Source organism: Neorhizobium sp. T25_27, assembly GCF_002968565.1.
GTDB lineage: Bacteria > Pseudomonadota > Alphaproteobacteria > Rhizobiales > Rhizobiaceae > Neorhizobium > Neorhizobium tomejilense.
Genome location: NZ_PVBJ01000001.1, coordinates 294,189 through 319,955, shown reverse-complemented (window position 1 = coordinate 319,955; position 25,767 = coordinate 294,189). Strand labels below are relative to the sequence as shown.

30 protein-coding genes are annotated in these 25,767 nt (G+C 62.6%); 17 read left to right on the top strand and 13 right to left on the bottom strand.

What is annotated here, in order from left to right:
* The first annotated feature begins 3 nt into the window (after positions 1–3).
* Both C5J24_RS01680 and prmB read left to right on the top strand, forming a co-directional pair.
* Positions 4–453 (top strand): GNAT family N-acetyltransferase, encoded by a 450-nt coding sequence (locus tag C5J24_RS01680; protein ID WP_105415127.1) that lies wholly within the window; start codon positions 4–6, stop codon positions 451–453.
* Positions 454–537: 84 nt separating this feature from the next.
* Positions 538–1,497 carry a 50S ribosomal protein L3 N(5)-glutamine methyltransferase gene (gene prmB / locus C5J24_RS01675; protein WP_105415125.1) on the top strand — a complete coding sequence of 320 codons (960 nt, stop codon included), beginning with the start codon at positions 538–540 and terminating at the stop codon, positions 1,495–1,497.
* A 1-nt stretch (position 1,498) separates the two neighbouring features.
* On the opposite strand, the gene clpS is transcribed toward prmB, so the two are convergent.
* The 3 genes from clpS to C5J24_RS01660 form a co-directional block, all read right to left on the bottom strand.
* Entirely contained in the window at positions 1,499–1,807 is a 309-nt protein-coding gene (gene clpS, locus C5J24_RS01670) for an ATP-dependent Clp protease adapter ClpS (protein ID WP_038588323.1), read from the bottom strand.
* A gap of 100 nt (positions 1,808–1,907) precedes the next feature.
* Entirely contained in the window at positions 1,908–2,309 is a 402-nt protein-coding gene (locus C5J24_RS01665) for a type II toxin-antitoxin system VapC family toxin (protein WP_245446487.1), read from the bottom strand.
* Positions 2,306–2,563, bottom strand: a complete 258-nt coding sequence (locus tag C5J24_RS01660) for an AbrB/MazE/SpoVT family DNA-binding domain-containing protein (protein WP_105415123.1) — start codon at positions 2,561–2,563, stop codon at positions 2,306–2,308. The genes C5J24_RS01665 and C5J24_RS01660 overlap by 4 nt, the downstream gene beginning before the upstream one ends.
* A gap of 136 nt (positions 2,564–2,699) precedes the next feature.
* Between C5J24_RS01660 and ychF the strand changes: the two genes are divergently transcribed.
* From ychF to C5J24_RS01645, 3 genes are read left to right on the top strand one after another with little or no spacing between them, the layout of a single operon-like run.
* Entirely contained in the window at positions 2,700–3,803 is a 1,104-nt protein-coding gene (ychF, locus tag C5J24_RS01655; protein ID WP_105415121.1) for a redox-regulated ATPase YchF, read from the top strand.
* A 21-nt stretch (positions 3,804–3,824) separates the two neighbouring features.
* Positions 3,825–4,295 carry a MaoC family dehydratase gene (locus C5J24_RS01650; RefSeq protein WP_105415119.1) on the top strand — a complete coding sequence of 157 codons (471 nt, stop codon included), beginning with the start codon at positions 3,825–3,827 and terminating at the stop codon, positions 4,293–4,295.
* A complete protein-coding gene (locus C5J24_RS01645; protein ID WP_105415117.1) occupies positions 4,292–4,759 on the top strand; it encodes a MaoC family dehydratase in 468 nt (155 codons plus the stop codon). The genes C5J24_RS01650 and C5J24_RS01645 overlap by 4 nt, the downstream gene beginning before the upstream one ends.
* A 46-nt stretch (positions 4,760–4,805) precedes the next feature.
* Here the strand turns inward: C5J24_RS01645 and C5J24_RS01640 are convergent, their stop codons facing one another.
* The 4 genes from C5J24_RS01640 to petA all read right to left on the bottom strand — a co-directional run bounded on the left by C5J24_RS01640 (position 4,806) and on the right by petA (position 8,225).
* The gene (locus C5J24_RS01640; protein WP_046609254.1) at positions 4,806–5,345 is read right to left on the bottom strand and encodes an adenine phosphoribosyltransferase; all 540 of its coding nucleotides are present in this window, start codon (positions 5,343–5,345) and stop codon (positions 4,806–4,808) included.
* A 113-nt stretch (positions 5,346–5,458) separates the two neighbouring features.
* Positions 5,459–6,334: a cytochrome c1 gene (locus C5J24_RS01635; protein WP_105415115.1), complete on the bottom strand. Its 876-nt coding sequence runs from the start codon at positions 6,332–6,334 to the stop codon at positions 5,459–5,461.
* A gap of 27 nt (positions 6,335–6,361) precedes the next feature.
* A complete protein-coding gene (locus C5J24_RS01630; protein WP_105400503.1) occupies positions 6,362–7,633 on the bottom strand; it encodes a cytochrome b N-terminal domain-containing protein in 1,272 nt (423 codons plus the stop codon).
* 13 nt (positions 7,634–7,646) lie between these two features.
* Positions 7,647–8,225, bottom strand: a complete 579-nt coding sequence (gene petA / locus C5J24_RS01625; RefSeq protein ID WP_105400502.1) for a ubiquinol-cytochrome c reductase iron-sulfur subunit — start codon at positions 8,223–8,225, stop codon at positions 7,647–7,649.
* A gap of 392 nt (positions 8,226–8,617) precedes the next feature.
* Between petA and C5J24_RS01620 the strand changes: the two genes are divergently transcribed.
* The gene (locus C5J24_RS01620; RefSeq protein WP_172723812.1) at positions 8,618–9,556 is read left to right on the top strand and encodes an endonuclease/exonuclease/phosphatase family protein; all 939 of its coding nucleotides are present in this window, start codon (positions 8,618–8,620) and stop codon (positions 9,554–9,556) included.
* Positions 9,557–9,565: 9 nt separating this feature from the next.
* Here the strand turns inward: C5J24_RS01620 and C5J24_RS01615 are convergent, their stop codons facing one another.
* Positions 9,566–11,428 carry an ABC transporter ATP-binding protein gene (locus C5J24_RS01615; protein WP_105415111.1) on the bottom strand — a complete coding sequence of 621 codons (1,863 nt, stop codon included), beginning with the start codon at positions 11,426–11,428 and terminating at the stop codon, positions 9,566–9,568.
* A gap of 153 nt (positions 11,429–11,581) precedes the next feature.
* On the opposite strand from C5J24_RS01615, the gene C5J24_RS01610 reads away from it, so the two are divergent.
* Both C5J24_RS01610 and C5J24_RS01605 read left to right on the top strand, forming a co-directional pair.
* On the top strand, positions 11,582–11,842 hold the full coding sequence (locus C5J24_RS01610) for a CopG family ribbon-helix-helix protein (protein WP_105415109.1): 261 nt from the start codon (positions 11,582–11,584) through the stop codon (positions 11,840–11,842).
* On the top strand, positions 11,842–12,120 hold the full coding sequence (locus C5J24_RS01605; RefSeq protein WP_105415107.1) for a type II toxin-antitoxin system RelE/ParE family toxin: 279 nt from the start codon (positions 11,842–11,844) through the stop codon (positions 12,118–12,120). Before C5J24_RS01610 ends, C5J24_RS01605 begins: the two co-directional genes overlap by 1 nt.
* A 62-nt stretch (positions 12,121–12,182) precedes the next feature.
* Here C5J24_RS01605 and C5J24_RS01600 read toward each other — a convergent pair whose 3' ends face one another.
* Positions 12,183–14,039, bottom strand: a complete 1,857-nt coding sequence (locus C5J24_RS01600; protein ID WP_105415105.1) for an ABC transporter ATP-binding protein — start codon at positions 14,037–14,039, stop codon at positions 12,183–12,185.
* A 379-nt stretch (positions 14,040–14,418) separates the two neighbouring features.
* Here C5J24_RS01600 and C5J24_RS01595 point away from each other — a divergent pair, with 379 nt between their 5' ends.
* From C5J24_RS01595 to C5J24_RS01585, 3 genes are all read left to right on the top strand, one after another.
* Positions 14,419–14,898: a tRNA (cytidine(34)-2'-O)-methyltransferase gene (locus C5J24_RS01595; RefSeq protein WP_105400496.1), complete on the top strand. Its 480-nt coding sequence runs from the start codon at positions 14,419–14,421 to the stop codon at positions 14,896–14,898.
* 71 nt (positions 14,899–14,969) lie between these two features.
* The gene (gene soxR / locus C5J24_RS01590) at positions 14,970–15,449 is read left to right on the top strand and encodes a redox-sensitive transcriptional activator SoxR (RefSeq protein WP_105416552.1); all 480 of its coding nucleotides are present in this window, start codon (positions 14,970–14,972) and stop codon (positions 15,447–15,449) included.
* 183 nt (positions 15,450–15,632) lie between these two features.
* Positions 15,633–16,064, top strand: a complete 432-nt coding sequence (locus C5J24_RS01585; RefSeq protein WP_105415103.1) for a hypothetical protein — start codon at positions 15,633–15,635, stop codon at positions 16,062–16,064.
* Positions 16,065–16,073: 9 nt separating this feature from the next.
* Here C5J24_RS01585 and C5J24_RS01580 read toward each other — a convergent pair whose 3' ends face one another.
* Complete coding sequence (locus C5J24_RS01580) at positions 16,074–16,331, bottom strand: hypothetical protein (protein WP_037076370.1); 258 nt, start codon at positions 16,329–16,331, stop codon at positions 16,074–16,076.
* A gap of 175 nt (positions 16,332–16,506) precedes the next feature.
* On the opposite strand from C5J24_RS01580, the gene hemF reads away from it, so the two are divergent.
* The 3 genes from hemF to C5J24_RS01565 all read left to right on the top strand — a co-directional run bounded on the left by hemF (position 16,507) and on the right by C5J24_RS01565 (position 18,098).
* The gene (gene hemF, locus C5J24_RS01575) at positions 16,507–17,421 is read left to right on the top strand and encodes an oxygen-dependent coproporphyrinogen oxidase (protein ID WP_105415101.1); all 915 of its coding nucleotides are present in this window, start codon (positions 16,507–16,509) and stop codon (positions 17,419–17,421) included.
* A gap of 127 nt (positions 17,422–17,548) precedes the next feature.
* Positions 17,549–17,803: a hypothetical protein gene (locus tag C5J24_RS01570; RefSeq protein WP_245446483.1), complete on the top strand. Its 255-nt coding sequence runs from the start codon at positions 17,549–17,551 to the stop codon at positions 17,801–17,803.
* Between the two features lie 103 nt (positions 17,804–17,906).
* Positions 17,907–18,098, top strand: a complete 192-nt coding sequence (locus C5J24_RS01565) for a DUF1059 domain-containing protein (RefSeq protein ID WP_105400492.1) — start codon at positions 17,907–17,909, stop codon at positions 18,096–18,098.
* 91 nt (positions 18,099–18,189) lie between these two features.
* On the opposite strand, the gene C5J24_RS01560 is transcribed toward C5J24_RS01565, so the two are convergent.
* The 3 genes from C5J24_RS01560 to C5J24_RS01550 are packed head-to-tail and all read right to left on the bottom strand — an operon-like array spanning position 18,190 to position 20,704.
* Positions 18,190–19,452 carry a CCA tRNA nucleotidyltransferase gene (locus C5J24_RS01560; RefSeq protein WP_105415099.1) on the bottom strand — a complete coding sequence of 421 codons (1,263 nt, stop codon included), beginning with the start codon at positions 19,450–19,452 and terminating at the stop codon, positions 18,190–18,192.
* Entirely contained in the window at positions 19,449–20,084 is a 636-nt protein-coding gene (locus C5J24_RS01555) for a CoA pyrophosphatase (protein ID WP_105415097.1), read from the bottom strand. Before C5J24_RS01555 ends, C5J24_RS01560 begins: the two co-directional genes overlap by 4 nt.
* The gene (locus C5J24_RS01550; RefSeq protein WP_105415095.1) at positions 20,081–20,704 is read right to left on the bottom strand and encodes a DUF1285 domain-containing protein; all 624 of its coding nucleotides are present in this window, start codon (positions 20,702–20,704) and stop codon (positions 20,081–20,083) included. The genes C5J24_RS01555 and C5J24_RS01550 overlap by 4 nt, the downstream gene beginning before the upstream one ends.
* 235 nt (positions 20,705–20,939) lie before the next feature.
* Between C5J24_RS01550 and C5J24_RS01545 the strand changes: the two genes are divergently transcribed.
* The 3 genes from C5J24_RS01545 to C5J24_RS01535 are packed head-to-tail and all read left to right on the top strand — an operon-like array spanning position 20,940 to position 25,739.
* Complete coding sequence (locus tag C5J24_RS01545; protein WP_046631167.1) at positions 20,940–21,953, top strand: MoxR family ATPase; 1,014 nt, start codon at positions 20,940–20,942, stop codon at positions 21,951–21,953.
* A gap of 25 nt (positions 21,954–21,978) precedes the next feature.
* Positions 21,979–22,902, top strand: coding sequence for a DUF58 domain-containing protein (locus tag C5J24_RS01540; protein ID WP_105400489.1), 924 nt, complete (start codon positions 21,979–21,981; stop codon positions 22,900–22,902).
* Positions 22,899–25,739 carry a DUF4159 domain-containing protein gene (locus tag C5J24_RS01535; protein WP_105415093.1) on the top strand — a complete coding sequence of 947 codons (2,841 nt, stop codon included), beginning with the start codon at positions 22,899–22,901 and terminating at the stop codon, positions 25,737–25,739. Before C5J24_RS01540 ends, C5J24_RS01535 begins: the two co-directional genes overlap by 4 nt.
* The last annotated feature ends 28 nt before the right edge of the window (positions 25,740–25,767 follow it).

The window sequence follows — 25,767 nt, the reverse complement described above, 5'->3', positions numbered from 1 at the left end:
TCGATGCCCCCTGCCGGCTTCGTCATTCGCCCGGCCCGCGGCGACGATCTTGCCGACCTCATCGAACTCTATCACCACCTGAACCACGATCCGGACCCGGAACCGGCACTGGCCCGGGAGCGTTTCGCAGCAATTCTCGCCCAGCCCGGTATGACGGTCTTGATCGGCTTCGCAGACGGGCGCGCGGCGGCCACGGTGACGCTGATCGTCGTTCCGAACCTCACCCGCAAGGGCGCGCCCTATGCGCTGATTGAAAACGTCGTCACCCATGCGGACCACCGCAAGCGCGGTTATGCCGGCGCCCTCATCCGCATGGCCATCGATCAAGCCTGGAATGGCGGCTGCTACAAGGTCATGCTCCTGACCGGCTCGACGGACCCGGCAACGCTGCGCTTCTACGAAGGCTGCGGTTTTCTTCAAAACAAGACCGGCTTCCAAATCCGCCGCGCTTAAACAGCCCGTATCGCTGAGGGTTAAAGGGGTGGCGCGCCGCTTTCGGAGCGGCTATGGGAGGCCGATCGAAAACGGAAGCGCGACATGAACCAGGCCCCGAACATGCCCCCGAAAATGGATGACATCACCGGCGAACTTGTCACCCTTCGTGATTACTGGCGTTACGCCATCTCCCGGTTCAGCGCCGCAAACCTCAGCTACGGCCACGGCACGACGACGGCCAGCGACGACGCCGCTTTCCTGGTCCTCGACTCACTCGACCTGCCGATCGACACGCTCGATCCGTTTCTCGACGCGCGCCTGCTGCCGGCCGAACGGCGGCTGCTGGCCGAGCGGATCGACGCCCGCGTGACGACCCGCAAACCCACATCCTACCTGACTGGCCACGCCTATATCCAAGGTGTCCGCTTCCTAGTCGACGAACGGGTCATCGTTCCCCGCTCCCATATCGGCGAAATCCTATTCAGCGAATATCTCGGAGAAAACGGTTCGTCCTTTCTGCCCGATCCGCTGGGCGTCGAAAGCGCCGTCGACATCTGCACCGGCTCCGGCTGCCTTGCCATCCTCGCCGCAAAATTCTTCCCGAATGCCGCGGTCGATGCCGTGGATCTCTCGGCCGATGCACTCGAAGTGGCAAAGCTGAACGTTGCCGAGCATAGCGTCGAAGATCAGGTCACGCTTTTGAACGGCGACCTCTTCACGCCGCTCGGAAGCAAAAAATACGACCTGATCATCACCAATCCGCCCTATGTCGATCACGAGGCGATGGACGGTTTTCCGGAAGAGTTCCGCTCCGAACCGGACATGGCCTTCGACGGCGGCGTCGACGGCCTCGACCTCGTCCGCCGGCTGCTGGCGGAAGCCCCGGCGCATCTCAATCCCGAGGGCGGCATGATCTGCGAAATCGGCTCGGGCCGAGAAATCCTCGAAGAGGAATTCCCCGACCTCGACTTCCTTTGGCTGGAAACGGCGGAATCGCAGGACGCAGTGTTCTGGATCAGCGCCGAAGCGCTCGGCGTGAAGGCCGGGAAAAAGAGGAAGTAACCTATTCCTCGGGCTCGGTGATGAACATCAGCGGAAAACCGGCCTCCTTGGCGAGGTCGACCGCTTCCTTCGCCTTGGTCTCGGCGATGTCCTTGGTACAGACGACGACGACCGCCAGCCCCATCCGGTGCGCGGTCAGCATCACGCGATAGCCGGTTTCCTCGCTCATCCGGAACACGGCTTTCAACACCATCGTCACGAATTCGCGCGGCGTGTAGTCGTCGTTGACGAGCAGAACCTTGTAGAGCTTCGGCCGCTCCAGCTTGGTCTTGGTTTTCGTCTTCGGTTTTAGGGTGGTATCTTCGCTCACGGCGTCTCGCCTCCTGATGACGGCGTCCGACACTAGGCATTTCGGCTTATATCGCACCGCAACCGGAATTTTTCAAGCAGCTGATCGGAGTGGAATAAGTTCAATCGGCGGCGAGTAAAAGGCATTTGCGACCCTGTGCACGCACGATCGAAGCTGCCCGTTTGTCGAAGGTAGCGAATATCTCGCCGCCGAGCCTACGTCCCTCGAATTCGATTACACCATCTGCGAAGTCGCCTCCCGCTTCCAGGAAAGTGAGACCGGCTTCGACCGCCCCACGATCGACCGCTACGGTCTTGACGCTCATCCACGTCCGGATTGCTACGGCAAGGTCGCTCTGGCTTTTTTTGTAGAGCCGACGAAGAACCCACACCATTTCGCATAGGGTCTGGTTTGAAATGGTCACCTCGTTCGAAGCCAAAAGAGCCTGGGCTTTGGAGCTCTCGACTTCATGGTCGAAGATCATTGCCCTCAAAAGGATATTGGTATCGACGATCAAGCTCATTGCTCGGCCTCACCGGCGTAGCTTGCCGCAATCGCCTCGTTGATCTCGTCGATCGAATAGCTTTTGCCGGTCGTATTCTCGAACATTCCGAAGACGCTTTCGATCGAGAGTTTGCCGGCAATTGGATGAATCATGGCCTGCCGCTTCGGTTGGAGATCGACATCGATCTCATCGCCGGGCTTGATGCCAAGATGATCAAGAACTTCCTTTTTCAAGGTAACCTGTCCTTTCGCTGTGACTTTCAATCTAACCATGGCCATTCTCCATCGACTTAAAGTAAGGCAAATATGCCTTACGCGCAAGATCGCCTGACAGCAGAGCCTTGACCGCCCGAACACTTTCCCCCATAGCCACAGCAACGAAATTTCTTCCAATACAGGGTCCGGACCCATGGGTTTCAAATGCGGTATCGTGGGCCTGCCGAATGTCGGCAAGTCTACTCTCTTCAATGCGCTCACCAAGACGGCTGCCGCCCAGGCGGCCAACTATCCTTTCTGCACGATCGAGCCGAACACCGGCGAAGTGGCGGTTCCCGATCCGCGCATGCAGAAACTGGCGGCGATCGCCGGCTCCAAGGAAATCATCCCGACCCGCATTTCCTTCGTCGATATCGCCGGCCTCGTGCGCGGCGCATCGAAGGGTGAAGGCCTCGGCAACAAGTTCCTCGCCAATATCCGCGAAGTGGATGCGGTGGTGCATGTGCTGCGGTGCTTCGAGGACGACGACATCACCCATGTCGAGGGACGCATCAATCCGGTCGGCGACGCCGACACGATCGAGACCGAGCTGATGCTCGCCGACCTTGAGAGCCTGGAACGCCGCGTCGAGCAGACCCGCAAGCGCGCCGCCAGCAAGGACAAAGATTCCGTGGCGCAGCTGCCGGTCATGGACGCGGTTATCAAGCTCCTGAACGACGGCAAGCCGGCACGCCTGCTTTTGAAGACGCTGGCGCCCGAAGAGATCGAGATCCTGAAGGGTCTCAACCTTCTGACTTCACACCCGGTCCTCTATGTCTGCAACGTCGCGGAAGCCGATGCCTCGACCGGCAACGAGCACACGCAGGCCGTTGCCGCCATGGCCAAGGAACAGGGCGCCGAATGCGTGATCATCTCGGCCGCGATCGAATCCGAAGTGGCCCAGCTTCCGGAGGAAGAGTCCAAGGAATTCCTGTCGGCACTAGGCCTCGAGGAAGCCGGCCTTGACCGGCTGATCCGCGCCGGTTACCACCTGCTCGACCTGATCACCTATTTCACCGTCGGCCCCAAGGAGACCCGCGCCTGGACGATCGTGCGCGGCACCAAGGCCCCTGCCGCCGCAGGCGTCATCCATACAGACTTCGAGCGCGGTTTCATCCGCGCCTTCACCATCGCCTTTGACGACTACATCGCCTTCAAGGGCGAAGTCGGCGCCAAGGAAGCCGGCAAGGGCCGCGACGAAGGCAAGGAATATATCGTCCAGGACGGCGACGTGATCCACTTCCGCTTCAACACCTGAGACCGTGGGCGGGAGAGCCACATGACGGAAGCCGCGTATTATTTCGAGGATTTTTCGGTGGGGCGGGTTTTCCCGCTGGCATCCAAGCTGGTGACGGCTGACGAGATGGTCGAATTCGCCGCCGAGTTCGATCCGCAGCCCATGCATCTCGACGAGGCAGCCGGCAGGGCGAGCATTCTCGGCGGCCTGTCGGCCTCGGGCTGGCATACGGCGAGCATGTTCATGCGCATGATGTTCAACGGCTGGCTGTCCAGTTCCTCGTCGGAGGGATCGCCGGGCATCGAGTTCATGGAATGGAAAAGGCCGGTTCTGGCCGGCGACACGTTGTCCGGCCGCTCGACCGTGCTCGAATCCCGCTCGCTTCGCTCACGCCCCGGCATCGGCATCGTCAAGTTCCTTCACGAAGTGGAGAACCAGCGCGGGGAGATCGTCATGCGCGGCGAGAACCCGATCATGATGCGGCTGCGCGACGCCCGGGAGGATGCTGCATGAGACTGATCGAGCTTTCTCCGCCCGGCCAGAAAGTCATCACCGGCACGCTTCTCTTCACCGCCGAGGACATCGTCCGCTACGCGAAGAAATTCGATCCCCAGCCCTTCCACGTGGATGCCGAAGCGGCGAAGAACTATGTTTTCGGCGCTCTCTGCGCCTCCGGCTGGCACACCTGCGCCGGCTGGATGAAGACCTATATCGCCTACTGGAAAGCGGAGGTGGCACGCCTCGAACGCGAGGGCCTCGTTGCCCCGAAGCTCGGGCCTTCGGCCGGCTTCAGGAAGCTGCAATGGCTGAAACCGGTCTATGCCGGCGACAGCGTCACCTATTCCGTCGCGCTGACCGAGAGCCGCTCGCTCGCCTCGCGTCCCGGCACCTGGATCAACATGACCGTCTGTGACGGCGTGAACCAGCATGGCGAGGTGGTGATGCGCTACGAAGGCACCGTGCTGGAATTCGCTTGAAGTTTCCGTGCGAGCCCCCTCGCCCGGCCCGCTTTCGTGGCTGCTTTTAGTGACCTGAAAATTCGACCAGCGTTCTGACTTCCACGCCGAGCGCTTCGAGCTTCCGGCGTCCGCCGAGATCCGGCAGGTCGATGACGAAGCAGGCCGAGACGATCTCGGCGCCAAGCTGACGCAGCAGCTTTACCGCACCTTCCGCGGTGCCGCCTGTCGCAATCAGGTCGTCGGTGAGGATCACCTTCTCGCCGGCTTTCACCGCATCCACATGGATCTCCATCTCGTCGGTGCCGTATTCGAGACTGTAGGCCATTCGCACGGTCTGGTGCGGCAGCTTGCCCTTCTTGCGGATCGGCACGAAACCGGCCCTCAACTGGTGCGCCAGTGCGCCGCCGAGGATGAAGCCGCGCGCCTCGATGCCGGCGATCTTGTCGATGCCAAGGCCCGCATAGGGCGCCACCAGCTCATCTACCGCCTGCCTGAAGGCAACGGCGTCGCCGAGCAGCGTGGTGATGTCGCGGAAGATGATGCCCGGTTTCGGATAGTCCGGAATGGAACGGATGGCGGCGGAGAGAGCGTTTTTGGAAGACATGTGACCCACATATTTGGCGGCAGGAAGGGAGACCGAGCCTAGCAACTGATGGCTCCCCTCCCAACAAAAAAGGCGACCCGCAGGCCGCCTTTTCGCAATCACGAGGTAAAACCTCAGTGTTCCTTGCTGGCATAGACCGACTTCTTGGTCAGGTAAATCAGGCCCGTGAAGATCACCAGGAAGATCATCACCATGAAACCGGTGCGCTTGCGATCTTCGAGATGAGGCTCGGCAGCCCACATCAGGAAGGCCGAGACATCCTTGGCATACTGATCGACCGTCTGCGGCGCGCCGTCGTCATAGGTCACCTGGTCGGCGCTGAGCGGCGGAGCCATGGCGAGCGCGGCGGCGCCGGCGAAATACGGATTGTAATGGGTACCCGGAGCAACCTCGACGCCGGCCGGCGGCTGCTCGTAGCCGGTCAGCAGCGAATGGATGTAGTCCGGTCCGCCTTCCTGGTACTGGGTGAATATGTCGATGACGAACTGCGGAAAGCCGCGGGTCACGCCGCGGGCCTTGGCGATCAGCGACATGTCCGGCGGTGCTGCGCCGTTGTTGGCGGCAGCGGCAGCCTGGGTGTTCGGGAAGGGCGAAGGGAACTGGTCGGACGGAACGGCGGTGCGTTCGAACATCTCGCCTTCGTCGTTCGGGCCGTCCTGAACCTTGTAGTTGGCGGCGAAAGCCTTCACCTGGGCTTCCGAATAACCGAGGTCCTCCAGGGTGCGGAAGGAGACCAGACGCATCGAGTGGCAGGCGGAACAGACTTCAGTATAGACCTTCAGCCCGCGCTGGAGCTGGCCCTTGTCATAATGGCCGAACGGACCCGCGAAGCTCCAGTCGGTTTCCTTGGGATGGTGGATCGGAAAATGCGGCGTTTCCGCATGCTCCGCGGCCGGGGCCGCAGCGTGATTTTCCTGCGCAACGGCCGAGGCAACGCTCATTCCCGCCAGAAAGGCCAGCGAGACGAGGCTTGTAACAAGCTTGTTCATAATTCTAATCCCTCTCGGTCGCAGGCGTCAGGCGCGGGCTTCGGCGGATTTGCCGTTCTTTTTCTCAAGAACCGCTTCCGTGATGGAGTTCGGAATGCGCCTCGGCGTTTCGAACAGGCCGAGAAGCGGCATGATCACGAGGAAGAAGCCGAAGTAATACAGCGTGCCGATCTGCGACAGTGCTGTGAAGATGCCTTCCGCGGGCTGGGAACCGAGCCAGCCGAGCATGATCGCATTGGCGACGAACAGCCAGAAGAACAGCTTGTACCAGGGACGATAGACGGCGGAACGGACCTTCGACGTGTCGAGCCAGGGCAGGAAGAACAGGATGAGGATCGAACCGAACATCACCAGAACGCCGCCAAGCTTGGAGTCGATGAAGAGGACGTTGAAGGTGATCGCGCGCAGCATGGCGTAGAACGGCAGGTAGTACCATTCCGGAACGATGTGAGCGGGGGTCTTCAAGGCGTCGGCCGGGATATAGTTGTCCGGGTGGCCGAGGTAGTTCGGCATGTAGAAGATGAACCAGGCATAGACGATCAGGAAGACGGAGACGCCGAGCGCATCCTTCATCGTCGCATAGGGCGTGAAGGCGACGGTGTCGGTCTTGGTCTTCACCTCGACGCCGGTCGGGTTGGTCTGGCCGGTGACGTGCAGGGCCCAGATGTGCAGGACGACGACGCCGGCGATCATGAAGGGTAGCAGGTAGTGCAGCGAGAAGAAGCGGTTCAGCGTCGGCTGGTCGACGGCGAAGCCGCCGAGCAGGAACTGCTGGATCCATTCGCCGACCAGCGGGAAGGCCGAGAAGAAGCCGGTGATGACGGTCGCGCCCCAGAAGGACATCTGACCCCAGGGCAGAACGTAGCCCATGAAGCCGGTCGCCATCATCAGGAGGTAGATCACCACGCCGAGGATCCAGAGGATTTCGCGGGGTGCCTTGTAGGAGCCGTAATAGAGGCCACGGGCGATATGCAGGTAGACGGCGACGAAGAAGAACGAGGCGCCGTTGGCATGCATGTAGCGCAGCAACCAGCCATGGTTCACGTCGCGCATGATCTTTTCGACCGAGTCGAAGGCGATGCCGGTCGAAGCGGTGTAATGCATGGCGAGCACCACGCCGGTGATGATCTGCACGATCAGCATGACCGACAGCATGGCGCCGAACGTGTAGGCATAGTTCAGATTACGGGGAACGGGGTAGGAGACGAAGCTGTCATGGATCATGCGCGGCAGCGGAAGCCGCGAATCGATCCACTTTTCGATGCCGGTCGATGGCTGGTATGTGGAATGACCGCTCATAAATATTATCCCCTCACCCGATCCTGATCACTGTGTCGGACGCAAATGCAAAAGTCGGAATGGCGAGGTTCTCCGGCGCCGGGCCCTTACGGATACGGCCCGCCGTATCGTAGTGAGAGCCGTGGCACGGACAGAACCATCCGCCGAAATCGCCGGACTGGCCGAGCGGAACGCAGCCGAGATGGGTGCAGGAACCGATCATCACGATCCAGTTTTCCTTGCCCTGGCCGGCGGAACGATCGATATCGCTTGCCTGTGCGTCGGCCGGCAGATTGGCGTTGCGGGCGACAGGATCCTTGAGATCCGCCAGCGCTACGGCATTCGCCTCTTCCACTTCCTTCGGCGTACGGTTGCGAATGAAGACAGGCTTGCCGCGCCACTTGACGGTCAGCGACATGCCCGGCTGGAGAGCGCCGACATTCACTTCGATGGAGGCGAGCGCCAGCGTCGAGGCGTCGGGGCGCATCTGGTCGATGAAAGGCCAGGCAACCGAGACAGCGCCGACAGCGCCGGCCATGCCGGTGGTCAGGTAAAGGAAATCACGGCGAGTGGGCTCGCCCGGTATTTCGCTATGTGTGTCGTGCTCGCTCACGGCTCAATCATCCTTCTCACGCAATTCGCGGAAACCGCTCTGCCCCCGTCCGGGCGAATCTCAGTTGAACACAATTCGACCATAGATTCCCCAGCAATCCGGCGCGTTCTATGCTTGATCGCAAAATATGTCCAGCCTTGGCAAGGGGTGCCGACCAGTTTGTCGCCGGAAAACCCGGAGGGTTCCGGACCAGCGTGACAGGCAGAGCACAGGCCTGAGAAACAAGGTCTGCAACGGCCTGTTGGACCCAGAAAAATCAGGGGTTTTTCAAGCGAAACAGCGGGGATGGCGCACTTCCCGTTAACTCCCCTGCCGGGCACCGCATTGCAACAAATCGGGCCTCATGTTAGGCCAAGCCCACGACAGAAGGCGGCCGTCCCGGACATACCCGAATGAGACAAACACTATCGGTTGCCATCTGCGTCATCGTGTCGCTTGTTCTGATGGCGATCGGGACGCGTTACATACACCCCCACTGGCTTTTGGGAACGCTTTACAGCCTGCAGCTGCACGCGGCACTCGGCTGCGTGGCCGCCATGGTCGTGGCCCTTGTCGTCAAGCGCCACTTCCTGGTCTGGCTGTTGTTCGCCGCCACACTCCTTTTTGTCGGCCACGCGGTACTGATGAGCCGCGACTTCGCCGCGCCGATGACACCGGCAGAGGTGGATGCACCGACCATCAGGCTGATGTCCTTCAACATCCTCAACGACAATTTCGCCAATGCGGAAGACATCGTCGAAACGATCCGGTCGTCCGGCGCCGACCTGGTCAACGTCATGGAAGCCGCCCCGCTCAGGGTCTATATGGACGAGCTGGCGAAAACCTATCCCTACCGGGTGGGTTGCGGTCTGCTGATCGAGGATTGCGACCAGCTCATGCTATCGAAGGTGCCGATCGAAGCGCCGACGGTACAATCGCTCAGCGAGATCTTTCCGGATCGCTTCATCCTCGCCAAGGTGACCGTCCGCGGCCAAACGATCCATTTCGTCGGCATGCATACGACCAAGCCGTATTTCGACAATTTCCACTCCGTGGAACTGACCCGCGCCGCCCTCGCGATCAGCGAGACGAGCGGCCCTCTACTGCTCTCGGGCGATTTCAACGCCTCGAGCCTGGCGCCGAACATGCGCCGGTTCCTCCGCAATGCCGACCTGACGACTGCCGGCTTCGAGCCCGCCACCTGGCCGATCCGGGCGGGCGCGTTCGGCGTGCCGATCGACCATGTCTATGCGCGGGCACCGCTCAAGATAAAGTCGCTGACCCGCATTCCCCAGCCGCACGGCTCCAACCACTTCGGGCTGATCGCCGAGATCGCCGTTACCGGACAGTGAGCCGCAGCGCTATTGGGCTGCGTCCGCGGCAAGGAAACCGCCGGACTGCCTTGCCCAGAGCTCCGAATAGAGCCCTCCCCGCGCAATCAGTTCGTTGTGCGTGCCGTCCTCGATGATCCGGCCCTTGTCCATGACGATGAGGCGATCGAGGGCTGCGATGGTCGACAGCCGGTGGGCGATGGCGAGCACGGTCTTGCCCTGCATCAGCCGCTCCAGGTTCGACTGGATCGCCGCTTCTACCTCCGAGTCGAGTGCCGAGGTGGCCTCGTCGAGCACCAGGATCGGCGCATCCTTGATCATCACGCGGGCGATCGCCACGCGCTGGCGCTGGCCGCCGGAAAGCTTGACGCCGCGCTCGCCCACATGCGCGTCGAAACCCTTGCGACCGCGCTGGTCTTCGAGAGCCGCGATGAACGTGTCGGCTTCAGCCTTGCGCGCCGCCTCGATAAGCTGCGCCTCCGTCGCATCCGGCCGGCCGAACAGGATATTGTCGCGGATCGAGCGGTGCAGCAGCGAGGTGTCCTGCGTCACCATGCCGATCTGGGCGCGCAGCGATTCCTGTGTCGCCCTGGCGATATCCTGCCCGTCGATCAGGATGCGGCCACCTTCGAGATCGTAGAACCGCAGGAGCAGGTTGACGAGGGTCGACTTGCCGGCGCCGGAACGCCCGACGATGCCGAGCTTCTCGCCCGGCCGGATGGTGAGCGACAGATTGTCGATGACGCCCTTCGCCTTGCCGTAGTGAAAACTGACGTTCTCGAAGCGGATTTCCGGGCGTTTTACCACCAGCTGCGTTGCATCAGGCGCATCCACCAGCCCGATCGGCTGCGAGATCAGCTCGGCCGAATTCTGGATGGTGCCGATATTGCGCATGATACCGTTGAGCTGCGTCATCAGCCGGCCGAGCAGGAAATTCAGCCGCAGCATCAGCGCCATGGTGAAGGCGACGGCACCGGACGAGATCAGGCCGGAGAGCCACAGATGCACGCTCATCGCCGCCATGGTGACGATCATCGTGCCGGAGAGGAAGGCCATGGAGGCGCGTACGCTGGTCAACAGCCGGGTGAACGCGATGATCGTGTCCTGGAAGCTCTCGAAACCGGAGAGCATGTAGCGGTCGTTCGCCTCGTCGCGGCCGAACAGCCGAAGCGTCTGGATGTTCGAATAGGCGTCGACCATGCGGCCGCTGATCATCGACCCGGCCTCGGCCGAGGCCTTGGAGTGTTCGCGAATACGCGGCACGTAATATCTGGCGAGCACCGCGAAGATCGAAAGCCATGCGACGACGACGACCGCCAGCCGCCAGTCGAGCCCGGCAACCAGCGCGATGGTCGAGACGGAATAGATACCGACGAACCAGACGCTTTCCATGAAGGAGGTCAGAACGTCGCCGGTCGCCTGGCCGGCCGACCAGACTTTGGTCACGATGCGGCCGGAGAAATCGTTCTGGAAGAAGGAGAGCGACTGGCGCGATACGTGGATGTACGACTGCCAGCGCACCAAGTTGTAGAAACCGGGCGTGATGATCTGCTGGTCGACCAGCGCCGTCATCAGCCCAATCAGGAAGCGGCCGATGCCGACCACCAGCGCCATGACCACCAGTTCGGTCCCGTGGTCGGCGAGCAGCCCAGACCATCCCTCGGAAGGTTGGGTCGTGTCGAGGATATCGACCAGCCGGCCGACATACCAGAACATCGCTGCCTCGACGCCGGCGGCAAGCCCGCCGAGCACCAGCATGGCGAAGAAGGGAAGCTTTGCCTGGCGGACATAGAACCAGATGAAGCCGACAAGGCCGACGGGTGGCTTCAGGTCGTCCCGCCTCGCAAACGGCTTGATAAAGCTCTCGAAGGTGCGGAAGACCGATTTCAACATGGACCCGATATAGGCGGATTCTTAAGCCCGGCAAAGCGAAAGCGGCCGGGCCGCGGCTTACATTTTCTTAATGTGGAAGGCCTGCCGGGCAGACCTTCGCGCCCATTGGACATAATCAATATCAATCATTATGATTGCCCCAAAGGAGTTCCCATGGAAACCCGTGTTCTGACTGCACATGTGCCGGTTCAGCTGGCTGAGAAAGTGGACGAATTGGCAACCCGCCTGGAACGTTCAAGGGGCTGGATCGTCAAGCAGGCACTCGCCGACTGGATCGAGCTGGAAGAGGAGCGGCGGCGGCTGACGCTGGAGGCAATGGCCGACGTCGATGCGGGAAACGTGGTCGATCAGGAGGAGATCCAAAAGTGGGTTGCCAGCCTGGGTACTGACAAGCCCCTGCCCCGTCCCCTGTAATGGACCTGAAGTGGTCGTCAAAAGCGGTGTCCGATCTCAACCGCCTTCATGATTTTCTGGCTGTGGTGAACGCACCCGCGGCGGCCCGCACGGCTCAAAACCTGGCTGCAGCACCCAGGAAACTCATCCAGCATCCGCGGCTTGGTGAAAGGCTGGATGAGTTCGCGCCGCGTGAAATCCGACGACTTTTGATTGGTGACTACGAGCTGCGATACGAGATACAGGGCGAGATGATTTTTCTTCTCCGTATCTGGCACACTCGCGAAAACCGAATCTGAATTCCGCGGAAGCATTCCTTAAAGGACTTACCTCAGAGCGAAAAATGGGATGGCGGCGGAGCTTACTCCGCCGCCTCTTCCTCGATCACATCCTCATGGCCGATGAAGCCGCCGGACTGGCGGTTCCAGAGGTCGGCATAGATGCCGCCGGTCGCGACCAGCTCGCGGTGCGTCCCTGCCTCGATGATCCGGCCGCGATCGAGCACGATCAGCCGGTCCATTTCGGTCAGCGTCGACAGCCGGTGGGCGATCGCGATCACCGTCTTGCCCTCCATCAGCGCGAACAGGTTCTCCTGGATCGCCGCTTCGACTTCCGAGTCGAGCGCCGAGGTCGCCTCGTCGAGTACCAGGATCGGCGCGTCCTTCAGGAAGACGCGGGCGATCGCGATGCGCTGCCGCTGCCCGCCGGAAAGCTTCACGCCTCGTTCGCCCACATGCGCATCGAGACCCTTGCGTCCCTGCATGTCGGCAAGTCCGTCGATGAACTCCCAGGCGTTTGCCCGCTTTGCCGCCTCGACAATGTCCGCATCGGTCGCGTCCGGCTTGCCGTAGGCGATGTTGTCGCGGATCGAGCGGTGCAGCAGCGAGGTATCCTGGGTGACCACGCCGATCAGCGAACGCAGGCTGTCCTGCGTCACCGTCGATATGTCCTGGCCATCGATGGTGATGCTGCCGCCCTCCAGATCGTAGAAGCGCAACAGCAGGTTCATCAGCGTCGTCTTGCCGGCGCCGGAGCGGCCGACCAGACCGACCTTCTGGCCGGCCGGGATATCGAGCGTCATGCCTTCGATGACGCCCTTGCCCTTGCCATAGTGGAAGTGGACGTTGTCGTAGCGGATATGGCCCTTTTTCGCGGTGAGCGTCGAAGCGCCCTTCTGGTCCACCACGTCATGCGCCTTGGTCATCATCGACATGCCGTCATAGACGGTGCCGATGTTTTCGAAGAGCGCCGACACTTCCCACATCACCCATTGCGACATGCCGTTGATGCGCATCGCAAGACCGATCGCGATTGCGATCGCTCCGATCGAGATGGCGCTGTCCAGCCAGAACCAGATCGACAACGTGCCGACGGTAAAGAGGGCGGCGCAGTTGTAGAAATAGACCAGCGCCTGGAAACCCGTCACCTTGCGCATCTGCGCATGTACGGTCTTCAGGAACACGTCCATCGCGTCTTGCGCATAGGCCTCTTCCCTTCCCGCATGCGAGAATAGCTTGACGGTCGCGATGTTCGTATAGCTGTCCACGACGCGACCGGTCATCATCGAGCGCGCATCCGCCTGTTCCGCCGAAATCTTCCTCAGACGCGGCACATAATAGGCGACCGTGATCGAGTAGAAGACGATCCAGAGGACGAGCGGCACCGCAAGGCGCAGGTCGGCTGCCGCGACGATGGCGATCATCGAGACGAAATAGGTGAAGACGTAGACGAATACGTCGAGCACCTTCATCACCGTTTCGCGGATGGCGAGCGAGGTCTGCATCACCTTGGTCGAGACGCGGCCGGCAAACTCGTTGGCGAAGAACGTCATCGAGTGCCGGAGCAGGAACCGGTGCATCTGCCAGCGGGCGATCATCGGGAAATTGCCCATCAGGATCTGATGCATGATCAGCGAATTGAGGGTCGCGATCGCCGGCAATGCGACCAGCACCACGAAGGCCATGAAGAACAGTTTCGGCCCTTCGCTTTCAAGGAAGGTCGCCCGATCGGCATTGGTCAGCCAATCGACGATATCGCCGAGGAACTGGAACAGCGCCACTTCGCCGACCGCAATCAGCATCGTACAGGTCGACATGATAACGACCCACGGCCAGACCGGCTTGGTATAGTGCCACAGGAAGGCCGCAAGGCCGGCGGGCGGTAGTGAGGGCGCTTCGTCCGGATAAGGATCAACGCGCCGTTCGAACCACGAGAACATGAAAAAAGCTCCGTAAGTCGGATGCCGCACCGGTTCAGCACGCAAGGCGGCCGGAATCGGACGACGTAAACCTGGATAGCGAGGCCGGATGTCGGCCGCGTAACGAGTGAGGAGAGAAAGAGTTTGCGAGAAACCGCGAAACGCCTAGGCCAGAGACAGGAAAATCCGGCGGCGGAGGCGCGAGAGCACGGTCATATCCATGTGGGCCTCCTTGAGTGGGCGTTGAGTTGCGCGTTTCTTGTAGCCTCTCGGGCATCAATTGAAAAGGGCAAATCGCCGTATCTCGCCACCCTGAGCTTTTCTGTTGCCCGATCGTCACAGCCATGCCGCGCATCGAAAGGGCTTGAGCGGCAGCCTCGGTTTCCCGTAAGGACGGTGCATGAGTGACATCCCCCGCGGGCTCCGCATCGCCCTTTACCAGCCGGATATTCCCGGCAATACCGGCACGATCCTCCGGCTCGCCGCCTGCCTCGGCCTGTCGGTCGATATCATCGAACCGGCCGGCTTCGACATTTCCGACCGGAACCTGAAGCGCTCCGGCATGGACTATCTGGCGGGCGTCACGCTTGCCCGCCACGTCAACTGGCAGCGCTTCGACGAGTGGCGCAAGGCGAACGGCCGGCGCGTCGTGCTTGCCTCCACCAGGGCCGCCCTGCCCTATACCCGCTTCGAATTCCAGCCGGACGACATCCTGCTCTTCGGCCGCGAAAGCGCCGGCGTGCCTGATCATGTGCATGAGGCGGCCGACGCCCGTATCCTCATCCCCATGGTCGAAGGCCAGCGCTCCATCAACGTCGCCATGTCGGCAGCAATGATCGCCGGCGAGGCGCTGCGGCAGAACGATTTTCGTCTTCATTGAACCGAGCTCCGGTTTTCTTTCACGAAGCCTCTGCTATAAAACCTCAAGTTATATTGAGGTCAACAGCGATGATGAAGAAAAATCCGGGCGGGCGGCTGGAGCTTGAACTGACGGTCGGGGAAGTCGCGGCACGCAGCGGCGTGGCGGTGTCCACCCTGCATTTCTACGAGACCAAGGGCCTGATCCAGAGCCGCCGCAACCGCGGCAACCAGCGCCGTTATCCGCGCGTCGTGCTGCGCCGGGTCGCGGTCATCAAGGTTGCGCAGAAGACCGGCATACCGCTTGCCGACATCGCCGACGCGCTCTCCGTCCTGCCCCACGACCGGCCGCTGACGGCGAAGGACTGGCAGCGCCTTTCGGAAACCTGGAAACGCCAGCTCGATGCACGGATCGCCAGCCTCACGGCGCTCCGCGACCACCTGACCGGCTGCATCGGCTGCGGCTGCCTGTCGATGGAGGACTGCCCGCTCAGAAACCCGCTCGACATGCTCGGCGAAAAGGGTGCGGGACCGATCTTGCTGGAGGCGGAAGAGCAGGTGAATGTCAGTTGATTGCACGGATAGGCTTATGCTTGAGCGTGGTCGCTACCAGCAGCCTCCGTCTTCGTTTAGCATCTTTTGAAAAACGCTTGCCGAACCGATCGAAGCCCATGGGCTAAATCTCGGAAATCGCATATGTTTCCGCAACGGAGATCGTTCTCCCGAAAGCCATAAACACCAAGCCCCGGGACATCGATGCGTAATTTTCTGCTCTGCTACCCGATCACCGCTGCCGCCATGATCCTGTTGGCCTCGCCCCTCCACGCCCAGGAGGCCGAGCACTATACCGCGGTCAGCAAGACGGCGATGAGCGTCACCGGGGACGTCTGGCTCGATGACTTCGGCATCACCTTCGAGAATGAGGAAACCCTCGAATTCTCCGATCTCGTTGCCGATAATTTCCGGGTGGACGGCAGGCGGGTGCCGGGATCGGTCTACCGCGTCGCGGAACCGGCCGATCCGGAGCTCGAAAACGGCAACCAGCTCTGCGGATCAGGCTACGTGACCTATGTCGCCAACTGGGCGTCGGGCAAGGGAATGTCGGCGATCGCCGTGTTTACGGGGAAAAATCCGCCGAAGAGCAGCGCCGAAATGTGTGCGCTCTACACCTATGAGGACCCGAAGTAACGGATCGGATCAATCCGCCGTGGGCAACCTGCGCATGGTGAATTCGATCTGGTCGCCTTCGAGCTGGCGCCAGCTTTCCACTTCGGTCCAGTAGGCTGCCTTCGGAAATTCGTGAAACCATTCGCGCGCCTTTTCGCGGGCCTCTTCCCGCGAGAGCTGGAAGGTCTGCCGTACGAACATGCCCTGGCGCTCGCCGGCTTTTTCCTGCCGGTGGCGGTCGATCCTGCGTTTCAGCCCGTCGAGCGGCGGGGGTGTGAACTTTGCCATGAAAGCCTCTGATCAGCACCTGTTTATGCGGTAAAGATAATGCGTAGCGACATGCTTTGCGAGTCTCATTTTCCACCTGCGACAACCGATGGAATGGCTCGCGAAAGCCAGAAATGCTAATCCCCGATCGGAAAAATGCGAATCGCGCCAAGGGGATGGCGAGAGGAATAGAGACATGGAACGGCCGGTACTGCCCAAGGGATTGCCTGAGGACATCGAAGACAAGAAGGCGGCGGCGAGAGCCTGGTTCGAGAGCCTGCGCGACACGATCTGCGCCTCGCTGGAAGGTCTCGAGGCCGAGCTGACGGGGCCTCTCTCCGATCAGGAGCCCGGCCGCTTCAAACCCAAGGACTGGCTGCGCGACGGCGGTGCCGGCGGCGGCGGCAGAATGTCGATGATGGAGGGACGCGTCTTCGAAAAGGTCGGCGTCCACACCTCGACCGTACACGGCGAATTCTCCGACGATTTCCGCAGCCAGATGCCGGGGGCGGATGAAGACCCGCGCTTCTGGGCGTCGGGCATTTCGCTGATCGCCCACCCGGTCAATCCCAACGTGCCGACCGTCCACATGAACACCCGCATGGTGGTGACGTCGAGCCAGTGGTTCGGCGGCGGCGCAGATCTCACGCCGGTGCTCGACCGGCGCCGCACCCAGACGGATCCCGACAGCGCCCTTTTCCACCGGGTCATGGAGATCACCTGCAAGCGCCACGAGGCGGTCGCCGACTATGATCGCTACAAGGCCTGGTGCGACGAGTATTTCTTCCTGAAGCACCGCAACGAACCGCGCGGCGTCGGAGGCATTTTCTTCGACTGGCTGCATCCGGCCGAGGAAAAAGGCGGCTGGGATGCGGATTTCGCCTTCGTGCAGGACGTCGGCCGGGCCTTCAATCTCGTCTACCCGAAAATCGTCCGTGCCAATTTCAACAAACCCTGGACGGAGCATGATCGCGACGAACAACTGATCCGCCGCGGCCGCTATGTCGAATTCAACCTGCTCTACGACCGGGGCACTATTTTCGGGTTGAAGACTGGCGGCAACGTCGAGTCCATTCTGTCGTCACTGCCTCCGGTTGTAAGGTGGCCTTAGATAAAGGTTCACAAAATTAACGATTTCGGGTATAAACCGGCCCCAATATCTCATCCTTAACAAATGCGATATCGGAATCGATGCGATGGTGGTAGCGTCCCCTTGGTTGTACCGGAGGAGGAACGCCATGATGGCACCGAATAGCATGCCAATGCCGGATGCGTCTGAGAACAAGGACGCCCGTTCCCTTGATACTGCTGATATGATCGACCGCCTCGCGACGGAAATGCGCGCGAGAACCGGCGGTGAGCTTCCCCATGCCTTTTATGTGGACCAGGTAAGGCGCCAGCTTGCCGGCAAGTCGGTCGCCAATGACGAGACGGCGCGGGAAAAGGGGCAGGAACAGGCTTCCGTCTTCCACGCCTGGGCGTTTTCCGAATAAGCGTCGGGAACGGTCCTTGTAGTTTCCGAGTTATCGAGGTTGGCGCCGGCGGATATGGGAGATATCCGCCGCCTCCAGTCCAACGCTAACAGGAGGAAATGTCATGCGACTGTTCGAATGCGGTACGCTCGTGCCCGGTTGCCAGTGGCATACCCGTGCCGACGAGGACGCCGAAGTGGTCCGCCGCGCCGTGGAGCATCTGCGCACGGTGCACGGGGAAGAGATCATTCGCGAAAACATGGTCGAGAACATCAAGGCGCGCATTCGCGACGAAAACGGCGCGGAGGCGGCCTGACGCTTGGGACGTACCGAGGCGCCAGCCGTTCTGCCGCAGAACGCTCGCGGCTTCACTTCCAAGCGATGTCAGGACAGCAAGTTGCCTGATATCAGAGCGAACTTCGGATCATATCCTCCAGCCGGGCGGTCAGCGCCGCCCGGTCGAGGGCGAAGTTGCGCTCCACCCAGAAGTCTTCCAGTTCCTTCAGAATTTCCCCCACCCGCTTTCCGGCGGGCACGCCGGCTGCGACGATATCGGCACCACTGACCGGAAAGACCGGCTTCTCGTAGTTCTCCGCCCTCTTCAGCAAGACCGACAGCCGCGCGGATTTACGCATCGCCGCCGGATCGCCTTCGGCCGCGGTTCGCGCAGAGGCAAGTGCGAGCCGCAGCCGCATGACCAGCCCCTCCGCGCCTTGCCGGTAGAGCAGCCGGTCGAAGCCGACATCCGTCACCTCGTCCGGCGGCACCGGCGCATTCGCCCAGGTAGCGAGCCGCGCAGCCTCCGCATTCGACATCTTCAGCCGCTTCGCGAGTGCATCCAGCCGCTCGGCATCCGGCGGCACGATCGCCGCCAGCCGCAATGTCGGATCGGGCGTCCAGCCGAGCGACTTCTCGGCCGCCACGAGGCCGTGAATGCCGTCGATACCCCACTTTTCCGTCTCGGGCAGAATTTCGGTGAGCACGCCCGCCTGCCGCATCCACAGCAGTGCGCGGGAAGGATCGGCGGCGGACAGGAGTTTCTTTGTCTCGGACCAGACCCGCTCGGCCGACAGCGTCGAAAGCTTGTCCTTGGCGCGGGCGCAGGCCCTCAGGCCATCCGCATCCGGCCGGCCGGAACCGTAGTGGGCAAAAAAACGGAAGAAGCGCAGGATGCGCAGGTAGTCCTCGGTAATCCGCTCGGCCGCATCACCGATGAAGCGAATGGTGCGCGTCTCGATATCCGGAATTCCGTTCACAAGGTCGATCACAACGCCCTGAGCGTCCGCATAAAGCGCGTTGATCGTCAGATCCCGCCGTTCGGCGTCCACCTGCCAATCAGTACCGAAAGCGACCTTGGCCCGTCGCCCGTCGGTCTCGATATCGCGGCGCAACGTGGTGACCTCGAACCCATGGCCTCCGATGACCAGCGTCACCGTACCATGCTCGAAACCGGTCGGCACGGCCTTGATCCCGCCGGCGACCGCCCGCTCGACGACCTTTTCCGGACGAAGCGTGGTAGCGATGTCGACATCGGCGACAGGCAGTCCCATCAGCGCATTGCGTACCGCGCCGCCCGCCACCCGCGCCTCGCCGCCATCGGCATTGAGCAGGGTCAAGATGCGCTGCAGCGCCGGGTCCCGGAACCAGGCCTCGTCGGCTACACTGGTCATGCATAAAGCCTTTCATAGAGCGTGCGCAGAATGCCCGCTGTAATGCCCCAGATGTTTCGTTCCTCGTAGGGCATCACGTAGAAATGCCGCTCCTTGCCGTCCCATTCGCGGCTGCTGCGCTGGTGGTTTGCCTCGTTCATCAGGAAGGACAGCGGCACCTCGAAGACGTCGTCCACCTCGGCCGGATTGGGCGTGATCTCGAAGCCACGCCTGACCACGGAGAGCACCGGCGTGATGCGGAAACCGGTCGCCGCGTAATAGGTCGGCAGGCGCGACAGCGTTTCGACGAAGGAACGGTCGAGGCCGATCTCTTCTTCCGCCTCGCGCAACGCCGCCTGTTCGGGAGACCGATCCTGCGGATCGATCCCGCCGCCCGGAAAGGCGATCTGCCCGGAGTGCTTGCGCATCGTCGATGTCCGCTGCGTCAGGATCACCTTGGCCCCATCGCCGTCGTCGACGACCGGCACCAGCACCGCCGCGTCCTTCAGCTTCAGCCCCGCGGCGAAATCCACCAGCGTCGGATTGAGCAGATGGTCGCCGTGATCGCGCCAGGCGTGATCGATCGGCCCGCCGTTCTGGTTCAGCGCCCGGCGACGGAAATCGCCGGCCGAAAAGATGGGAAAGTCACTCATTGCGATAAGGCGTCCAATTCGGCCTTGGGCATCACGGGAAAGACCTCCGTTCCAGAGCGGACGGAGAACATCGGCACCCCGTCTATCACGATCGCCTCGCCCAGTTCCACGAGATCGTACATGACCGCGCGGGAAACGAGCGCCTCCAGCCGGCCACGCACCAGGAGATAGGGTTTCAGCTCGCGGTTTTCGCCCGAGATTTCGAAGCGCAAGGGATGTTCCGCGCTTGCCTCGACTACATCACCGACATTTGTCCTGAACGTGAGCACCTGCCGGCCTTCACGTTGCGTCACCTGCATCTCGACGGCGAGGAAGGGTGCGTCCACGACCCGGATGCCGACTTTTTCCACAGGTGTTACGAGGTAGGTCCTGCCGTCCTCGTCCCTGCGCAGCACCGTTGAAAACAGCCGCACCAGCGGTGCGCGACCGATCGGCGTGCCCATGTAGAACCAGGTGCCGTCGGCACGGATTTCCATGTCGATATCGCCGCAGAAGGGTGGATTCCACTTGTCGACAGGGGGCAGGCCGCGCTTTCCGTCGCCGGTTTGCTCGGAAGCGCGCGAAATCAGGGCCGCAAGCCCTGCGGCATCGGGTGCCGAATTTATCGTTTGCGCTGCCATCTTTCAGTCCCGGTTCGACCTTAAGCATTCACCAAAGCAATTGTTCCTCACGAGATAGTCATTCAATACATGCTTGTCAGCCATATTTCGGGGAATAAGTTTGATCGGATAAGCCGGATGCTGCGATGCAGCGATTCGATGCCGGGATATGAAGAGCCCGGCCTTGGAAAGCCAGTCGGTTTCTGAGTGCCTGCCGGTTCTGGATGCCAGCCAGTTTTGGATGATGGAGAACGACATGGGCCTGATGAATTCCACCGATACCGTCCTCGATGAGAAAGCCATCATCGCCGCCGCCGAAATGGCCCTTTCCGACATCGCCGCCATCCGCACCGAAGTCGCCAAGGTGATCTTCGGTCAGGAAAAGGTGGTCGAGAACACCCTGCTGGCCGTCCTGTCCGGTGGCCACGCGCTGCTCGTCGGCGTCCCCGGCCTTGCCAAGACCAAGCTCGTCACCACGCTCGGCACCGTGCTCGGTCTCGGCGCCAACCGCATCCAGTTCACCCCCGACCTGATGCCCTCCGACATTCTCGGCTCGGAAGTGATGGATACGGACGATGCCGGCCGCCGCTCCTTCCGCTTCATCAAGGGCCCGGTCTTCGCCCAGCTCCTGATGGCCGACGAAATCAACCGCGCCTCGCCGCGCACCCAGTCGGCGCTGCTGCAGTCCATGCAGGAATACCATATCACGGTCGCCGGCCAGCGTTATGATCTGCCCGCGCCCTTCCACGTGCTCGCGACCCAGAACCCGCTGGAGCAGGAAGGCACCTACCCGCTGCCGGAAGCGCAGCTCGACCGCTTCCTGCTGCAGGTCGACGTGCTGTATCCGGAACTCGCCGCCGAGCGGCAGATCCTGCTCGAAACCACCGGCCTTTCGGAATCCAAGTCCCGTGGCGTCATCGACGCTGCCCGCCTTCAGGAAATCCAGATGCTGATCCGCCAGATGCCGGTCAGCGACAAGGTGGTCGATGCGATCCTGTCGCTGGTGCGCTCCGCCCGCCCGGGCCATGGCAATGCCCATACCGACAAGCATGTCGCCTGGGGTCCCGGCCCGCGCGCCGGCCAGTCGCTGATGCTGACGGCCCGTGCCCGCGCCCTCTACGAAGGCCGTCTCGCCCCGTCGCTGGACGACGTCTATGCGCTTGCCGAACCGGTGCTGGAGCACCGCATGGCGCTGACATTTGCGGCGCGCGCCGAAGGCATGTCGGTACGCGACGTCATCGCCGGTCTGGTGAAGCAGGCCCGCGGCTAAGTCCGCCGGCTAGAAAGGAACCTGCGTGGCATCCACCATTGGCCAGATCGTAGAGCAGACACCGAGTAGCGAACTCCTCTCCCGAGCCCAGGCCCGCGCGACGCTTGTGCCGGACTGCATGGTGGAAGCCAAACGCATCGCCAACACGGTGATCGCCGGCTGGCATGGCCGCCGCAAGCGCGGCATCGGCGAGAATTTCTGGCAGTTCCGGCCATATGCCGAAGGTGAAAGCCTGTCTCGCATCGATTGGCGCCGCTCCGCCCGCGACGACCATACCTATGTCCGCGAACGCGAATGGGAAGCCGCCCACACCGTCTGGCTCTGGGCCGACATGTCGCCGTCGATGATGTACAAATCGACGCTTGCCATTGCCTCGAAGGAAAGCCGCGCGCTGGTGCTGATGCTGGCGCTGGCCGAAATCCTTGCCCGGTCCGGCGAGCGGATCGGCTGCCCCGGCATCATGGAGCCGGTATCGTCCCGCAACGCCGCCGAACGGCTTGCCGCCTCGATCATGCACGCGCCGCTGACCACCGGCCTGCCGGACACCGCGATGATCCGCGGTCACAGCGACATCGTGCTGATCGGCGATTTCCTCGACGACGCCGACCGGGTGATGGAACGCATCGCCCCGCTCGGACGCCGCGGCCTGCGTGGCCACGTGGTCGAGATCGCCGATCCGGCAGAGGAGACTTTCCCCTATACCGGCCGCACCGAATTTACCGATCCCGAAACCGGCGAAAAGCTCGTCTCCGGCCGCGCCGAGATGATCCGCGAGGATTACCAGCGCGCCTATTTCGCCCGCCGCGATGCGCTGGGTGAATCGCTGCGGCGCCTCGGCTGGAGTTTTGTCTTCCACCGGACCGATCATCTCGCCTCCGAGGCGCTGGTCGCCGTGCATGGTTATCTGTCGGGCTTGCCGGCACAAAAGCCGGGCGGAGGCAGGTCATGAGCGCGCTCATCTTCGCAAATCCCGCCATTCTCTTCGGCCTGATCGCGCTGCCGGTCATCTGGTGGCTGCTGCGGCTCACCCCGCCACGCCCGAAGGCGGAAGTCTTCCCGCCGCTCCGGATCCTGGCAACGGTCCTGAAGCGTGAGGAAACGCCCTCGAAGAGCCCCTGGTGGCTGACGCTGCTGCGCATGCTGCTGGCCGCCGCCGTGATCCTGGCGATCGCCGATCCGGTCATGAACCCGCGCGCCAGCTCCCTGAATGCCGGCGGCCCGCTGGTTGTCGTCGTCGACAATGGCTGGGCGACCGCGGCCGACTGGGAGCGCCGCGTCCAGACCGCCAACCTCCTGATCGATGACGCCGAAAGCGCCGACGTGCCGGTGTCGATCACCTTCACAGCCGATGCCGGCCATGAGGCCGTGCCCGGCACGGCAGCCGCTGCCCGCGACAAGCTGACGGCCGCAAGCCCCAAGCCGCTGGTTCCGGATCGCGCCCGCGCCGCCCAGGCGGTGAGAGAAGCCATGAACGGCGCCCGGCCCGGCACGCTCGCCATCCTTTCGGACGGCATGGCGGCGGCCGGCGACAACGAAGCCATGTCGACGCTCGCAGCCCTCTCACCCGCCGAAATGCGCCTGATCGAAGGCGACGGCCAAAGCGCCGTGGCGCTGACCGACGCGGTCAACAACGCCGCTGCCATGTCGGTAACCGCGACGCGCCTCTCGACCGCATCGGCGCAGCAGATGAACGTCAACGCGCTGGACGGCCAAGGGCGCGCGCTCGCCTCCGGCACGCTGCGCTTCGATGCGGGTGCCGCGACCGCCACCGCCGAGATCGCCTCGCCGTTCGAACTGCGCAACGATTTTGCCCGCCTCAACATCGACGGGCTTGCCACGGCCGGCGCCGCACACCTGCTCGACGATGGCTTCAAGCGCCGTCGCATCGCGCTTCTCGCCGGCGAAAGCGGCAGTGATTTCCAGCCGCTCCTGCAGCCGCTCTATTACATCAGCCGCGCGCTCCTGCCCTATGCGGACGTCATCCAGCCGAACACCGCCGATCTTTCGGTCGCCATCCCGCAGATCCTGCAGGGCAATCCGTCCGCCATCATCCTCGCCGATGTCGGCCGCCTGCCCTCCGAATCCTATGCGCCGCTGCAGCGATGGATCGCTCAAGGGGGCACGCTGATCCGTTTTGCTGGGCCGCGCCTTGCCGCCGCCCCCGCCGACGATCCGCTGGTGCCGGTCATCCTGCGCCAGGGCGAACGCGCGCTCGGCGGTGCCATGTCCTGGTCGGAGCCGCAGTCGCTTGCCGACTTCCCGGGCTTCGGCCCCTTCGCCGGCTTGCCGCGCGCCGCCGACATCACCGTCACCCGCCAGGTTCTCGCCGAACCGACGCCGGATCTTGCCGAACGCACCTGGGCAAGCCTTGCCGACGGAACGCCGCTCGTCACCGAAAAGGAAGTCGAGGCCGGCCGCATCGTACTCTTCCACACGAGCGCCGAAGCGACCTGGTCGAACCTGCCGCTGTCGGGCAATTTCGTCGCAATGCTCCGCCGCCTGGTGCAGCTCGCCCGTGCCGGCGGTGCCGCTTCGTCCGGCTCGGGAGCAGAGGGGACCGCGGCGACGCTGGCTCCCTACCGGCTGCTCACCGCCGACGGCGTCCTCACCACGGAAACCGGAACGGCCCGACCGATCGCGATTGCCGCCAACCAGGTGCCGGTCGCAAGCTTCGACCACCCGCCCGGCCTTTACGGCACCGAGGACGGCTTCACCGCCGTCAACCTGCTGGCGCCGAAGACGGTCATTGCCCGCTTCGATCCGACCACGGCAGGCCGGCCGCTGGTGCGCGAAGGCCTCGCCGGCGGCGAAGCCGTGTCGCTGCGTCCCGCCCTTTTTGCAGCCGCTCTGGCGATGCTGATCCTCGACAGCCTTGTGGTGCTCTTCATGAACGGCGCCTTCTCCCGCGTGCCTACCCGTCGCCGCACCGCCGGCAGTGCCGCGGCGGTCATCGCCGCCGTCGCCTTCGGCCTCTTCGCCTTCGTCCCAAGCCCGTTGCAAGCGCAGGAGATGCCGCCCGGTGCCGGAGCCAAGCCCGGTGACGAGCAGATCCTCGAACGGCTGGATACGACCCACCTCGCCTACGTCGTGACCGGCGAGCGGGACGTCGACAGCATTTCCGAACAGGGTCTTGAAGGTCTCAGCCAATTCCTCACCTACCGCACGACGCTGGAACCCGGCGCCCCGGTCGGTCTCGACATCACCAAGGACGAACTCGCATTCTATCCGATCATCTACTGGCCGATCTCCGCCACGGCACCGATGCCCAGCCAGGCGGCGATCTCCCGGATCGACGCCTATATGCGCAACGGCGGCACGGTGCTCTTCGACACGCGCGACCAGTATTCGTCGCTTGACGGCGGCGGCACCACGCCGAATGGCGAACGGCTGCAGGCGATCCTCGCCAATATCGACATCCCGCCGCTGGAGCCGACGCCGGCCGACCATGTGCTGACCCGTTCGTTCTACCTGCTCACCAATTTCCCCGGCCGCTATACCGGCAGCCCGCTTTGGGTCGAGGCGCGGCAGGAAGCCAAGAACACCGGCGCGCAGCTCTCCTCCACAGGCGACGGCGTGACGCCGCTGCTGATCACCGGCAACGATTTTGCCGGCGCCTGGGCAGTCGACAGCCAGGGCGGGCCTGTTCTTCCCACCGTCCCCCCGGACGAGATGCAGCGCGAATATGCCTATCGCTCCGGCGTCAACATCATGATGTACATGCTGACCGGCAACTACAAGGCCGACCAGGTGCACGTCCCGGCTCTGCTTGAGCGGCTTGGGCAGTGAGGGAAAATCAGCGTATGGCGCGTTCCCC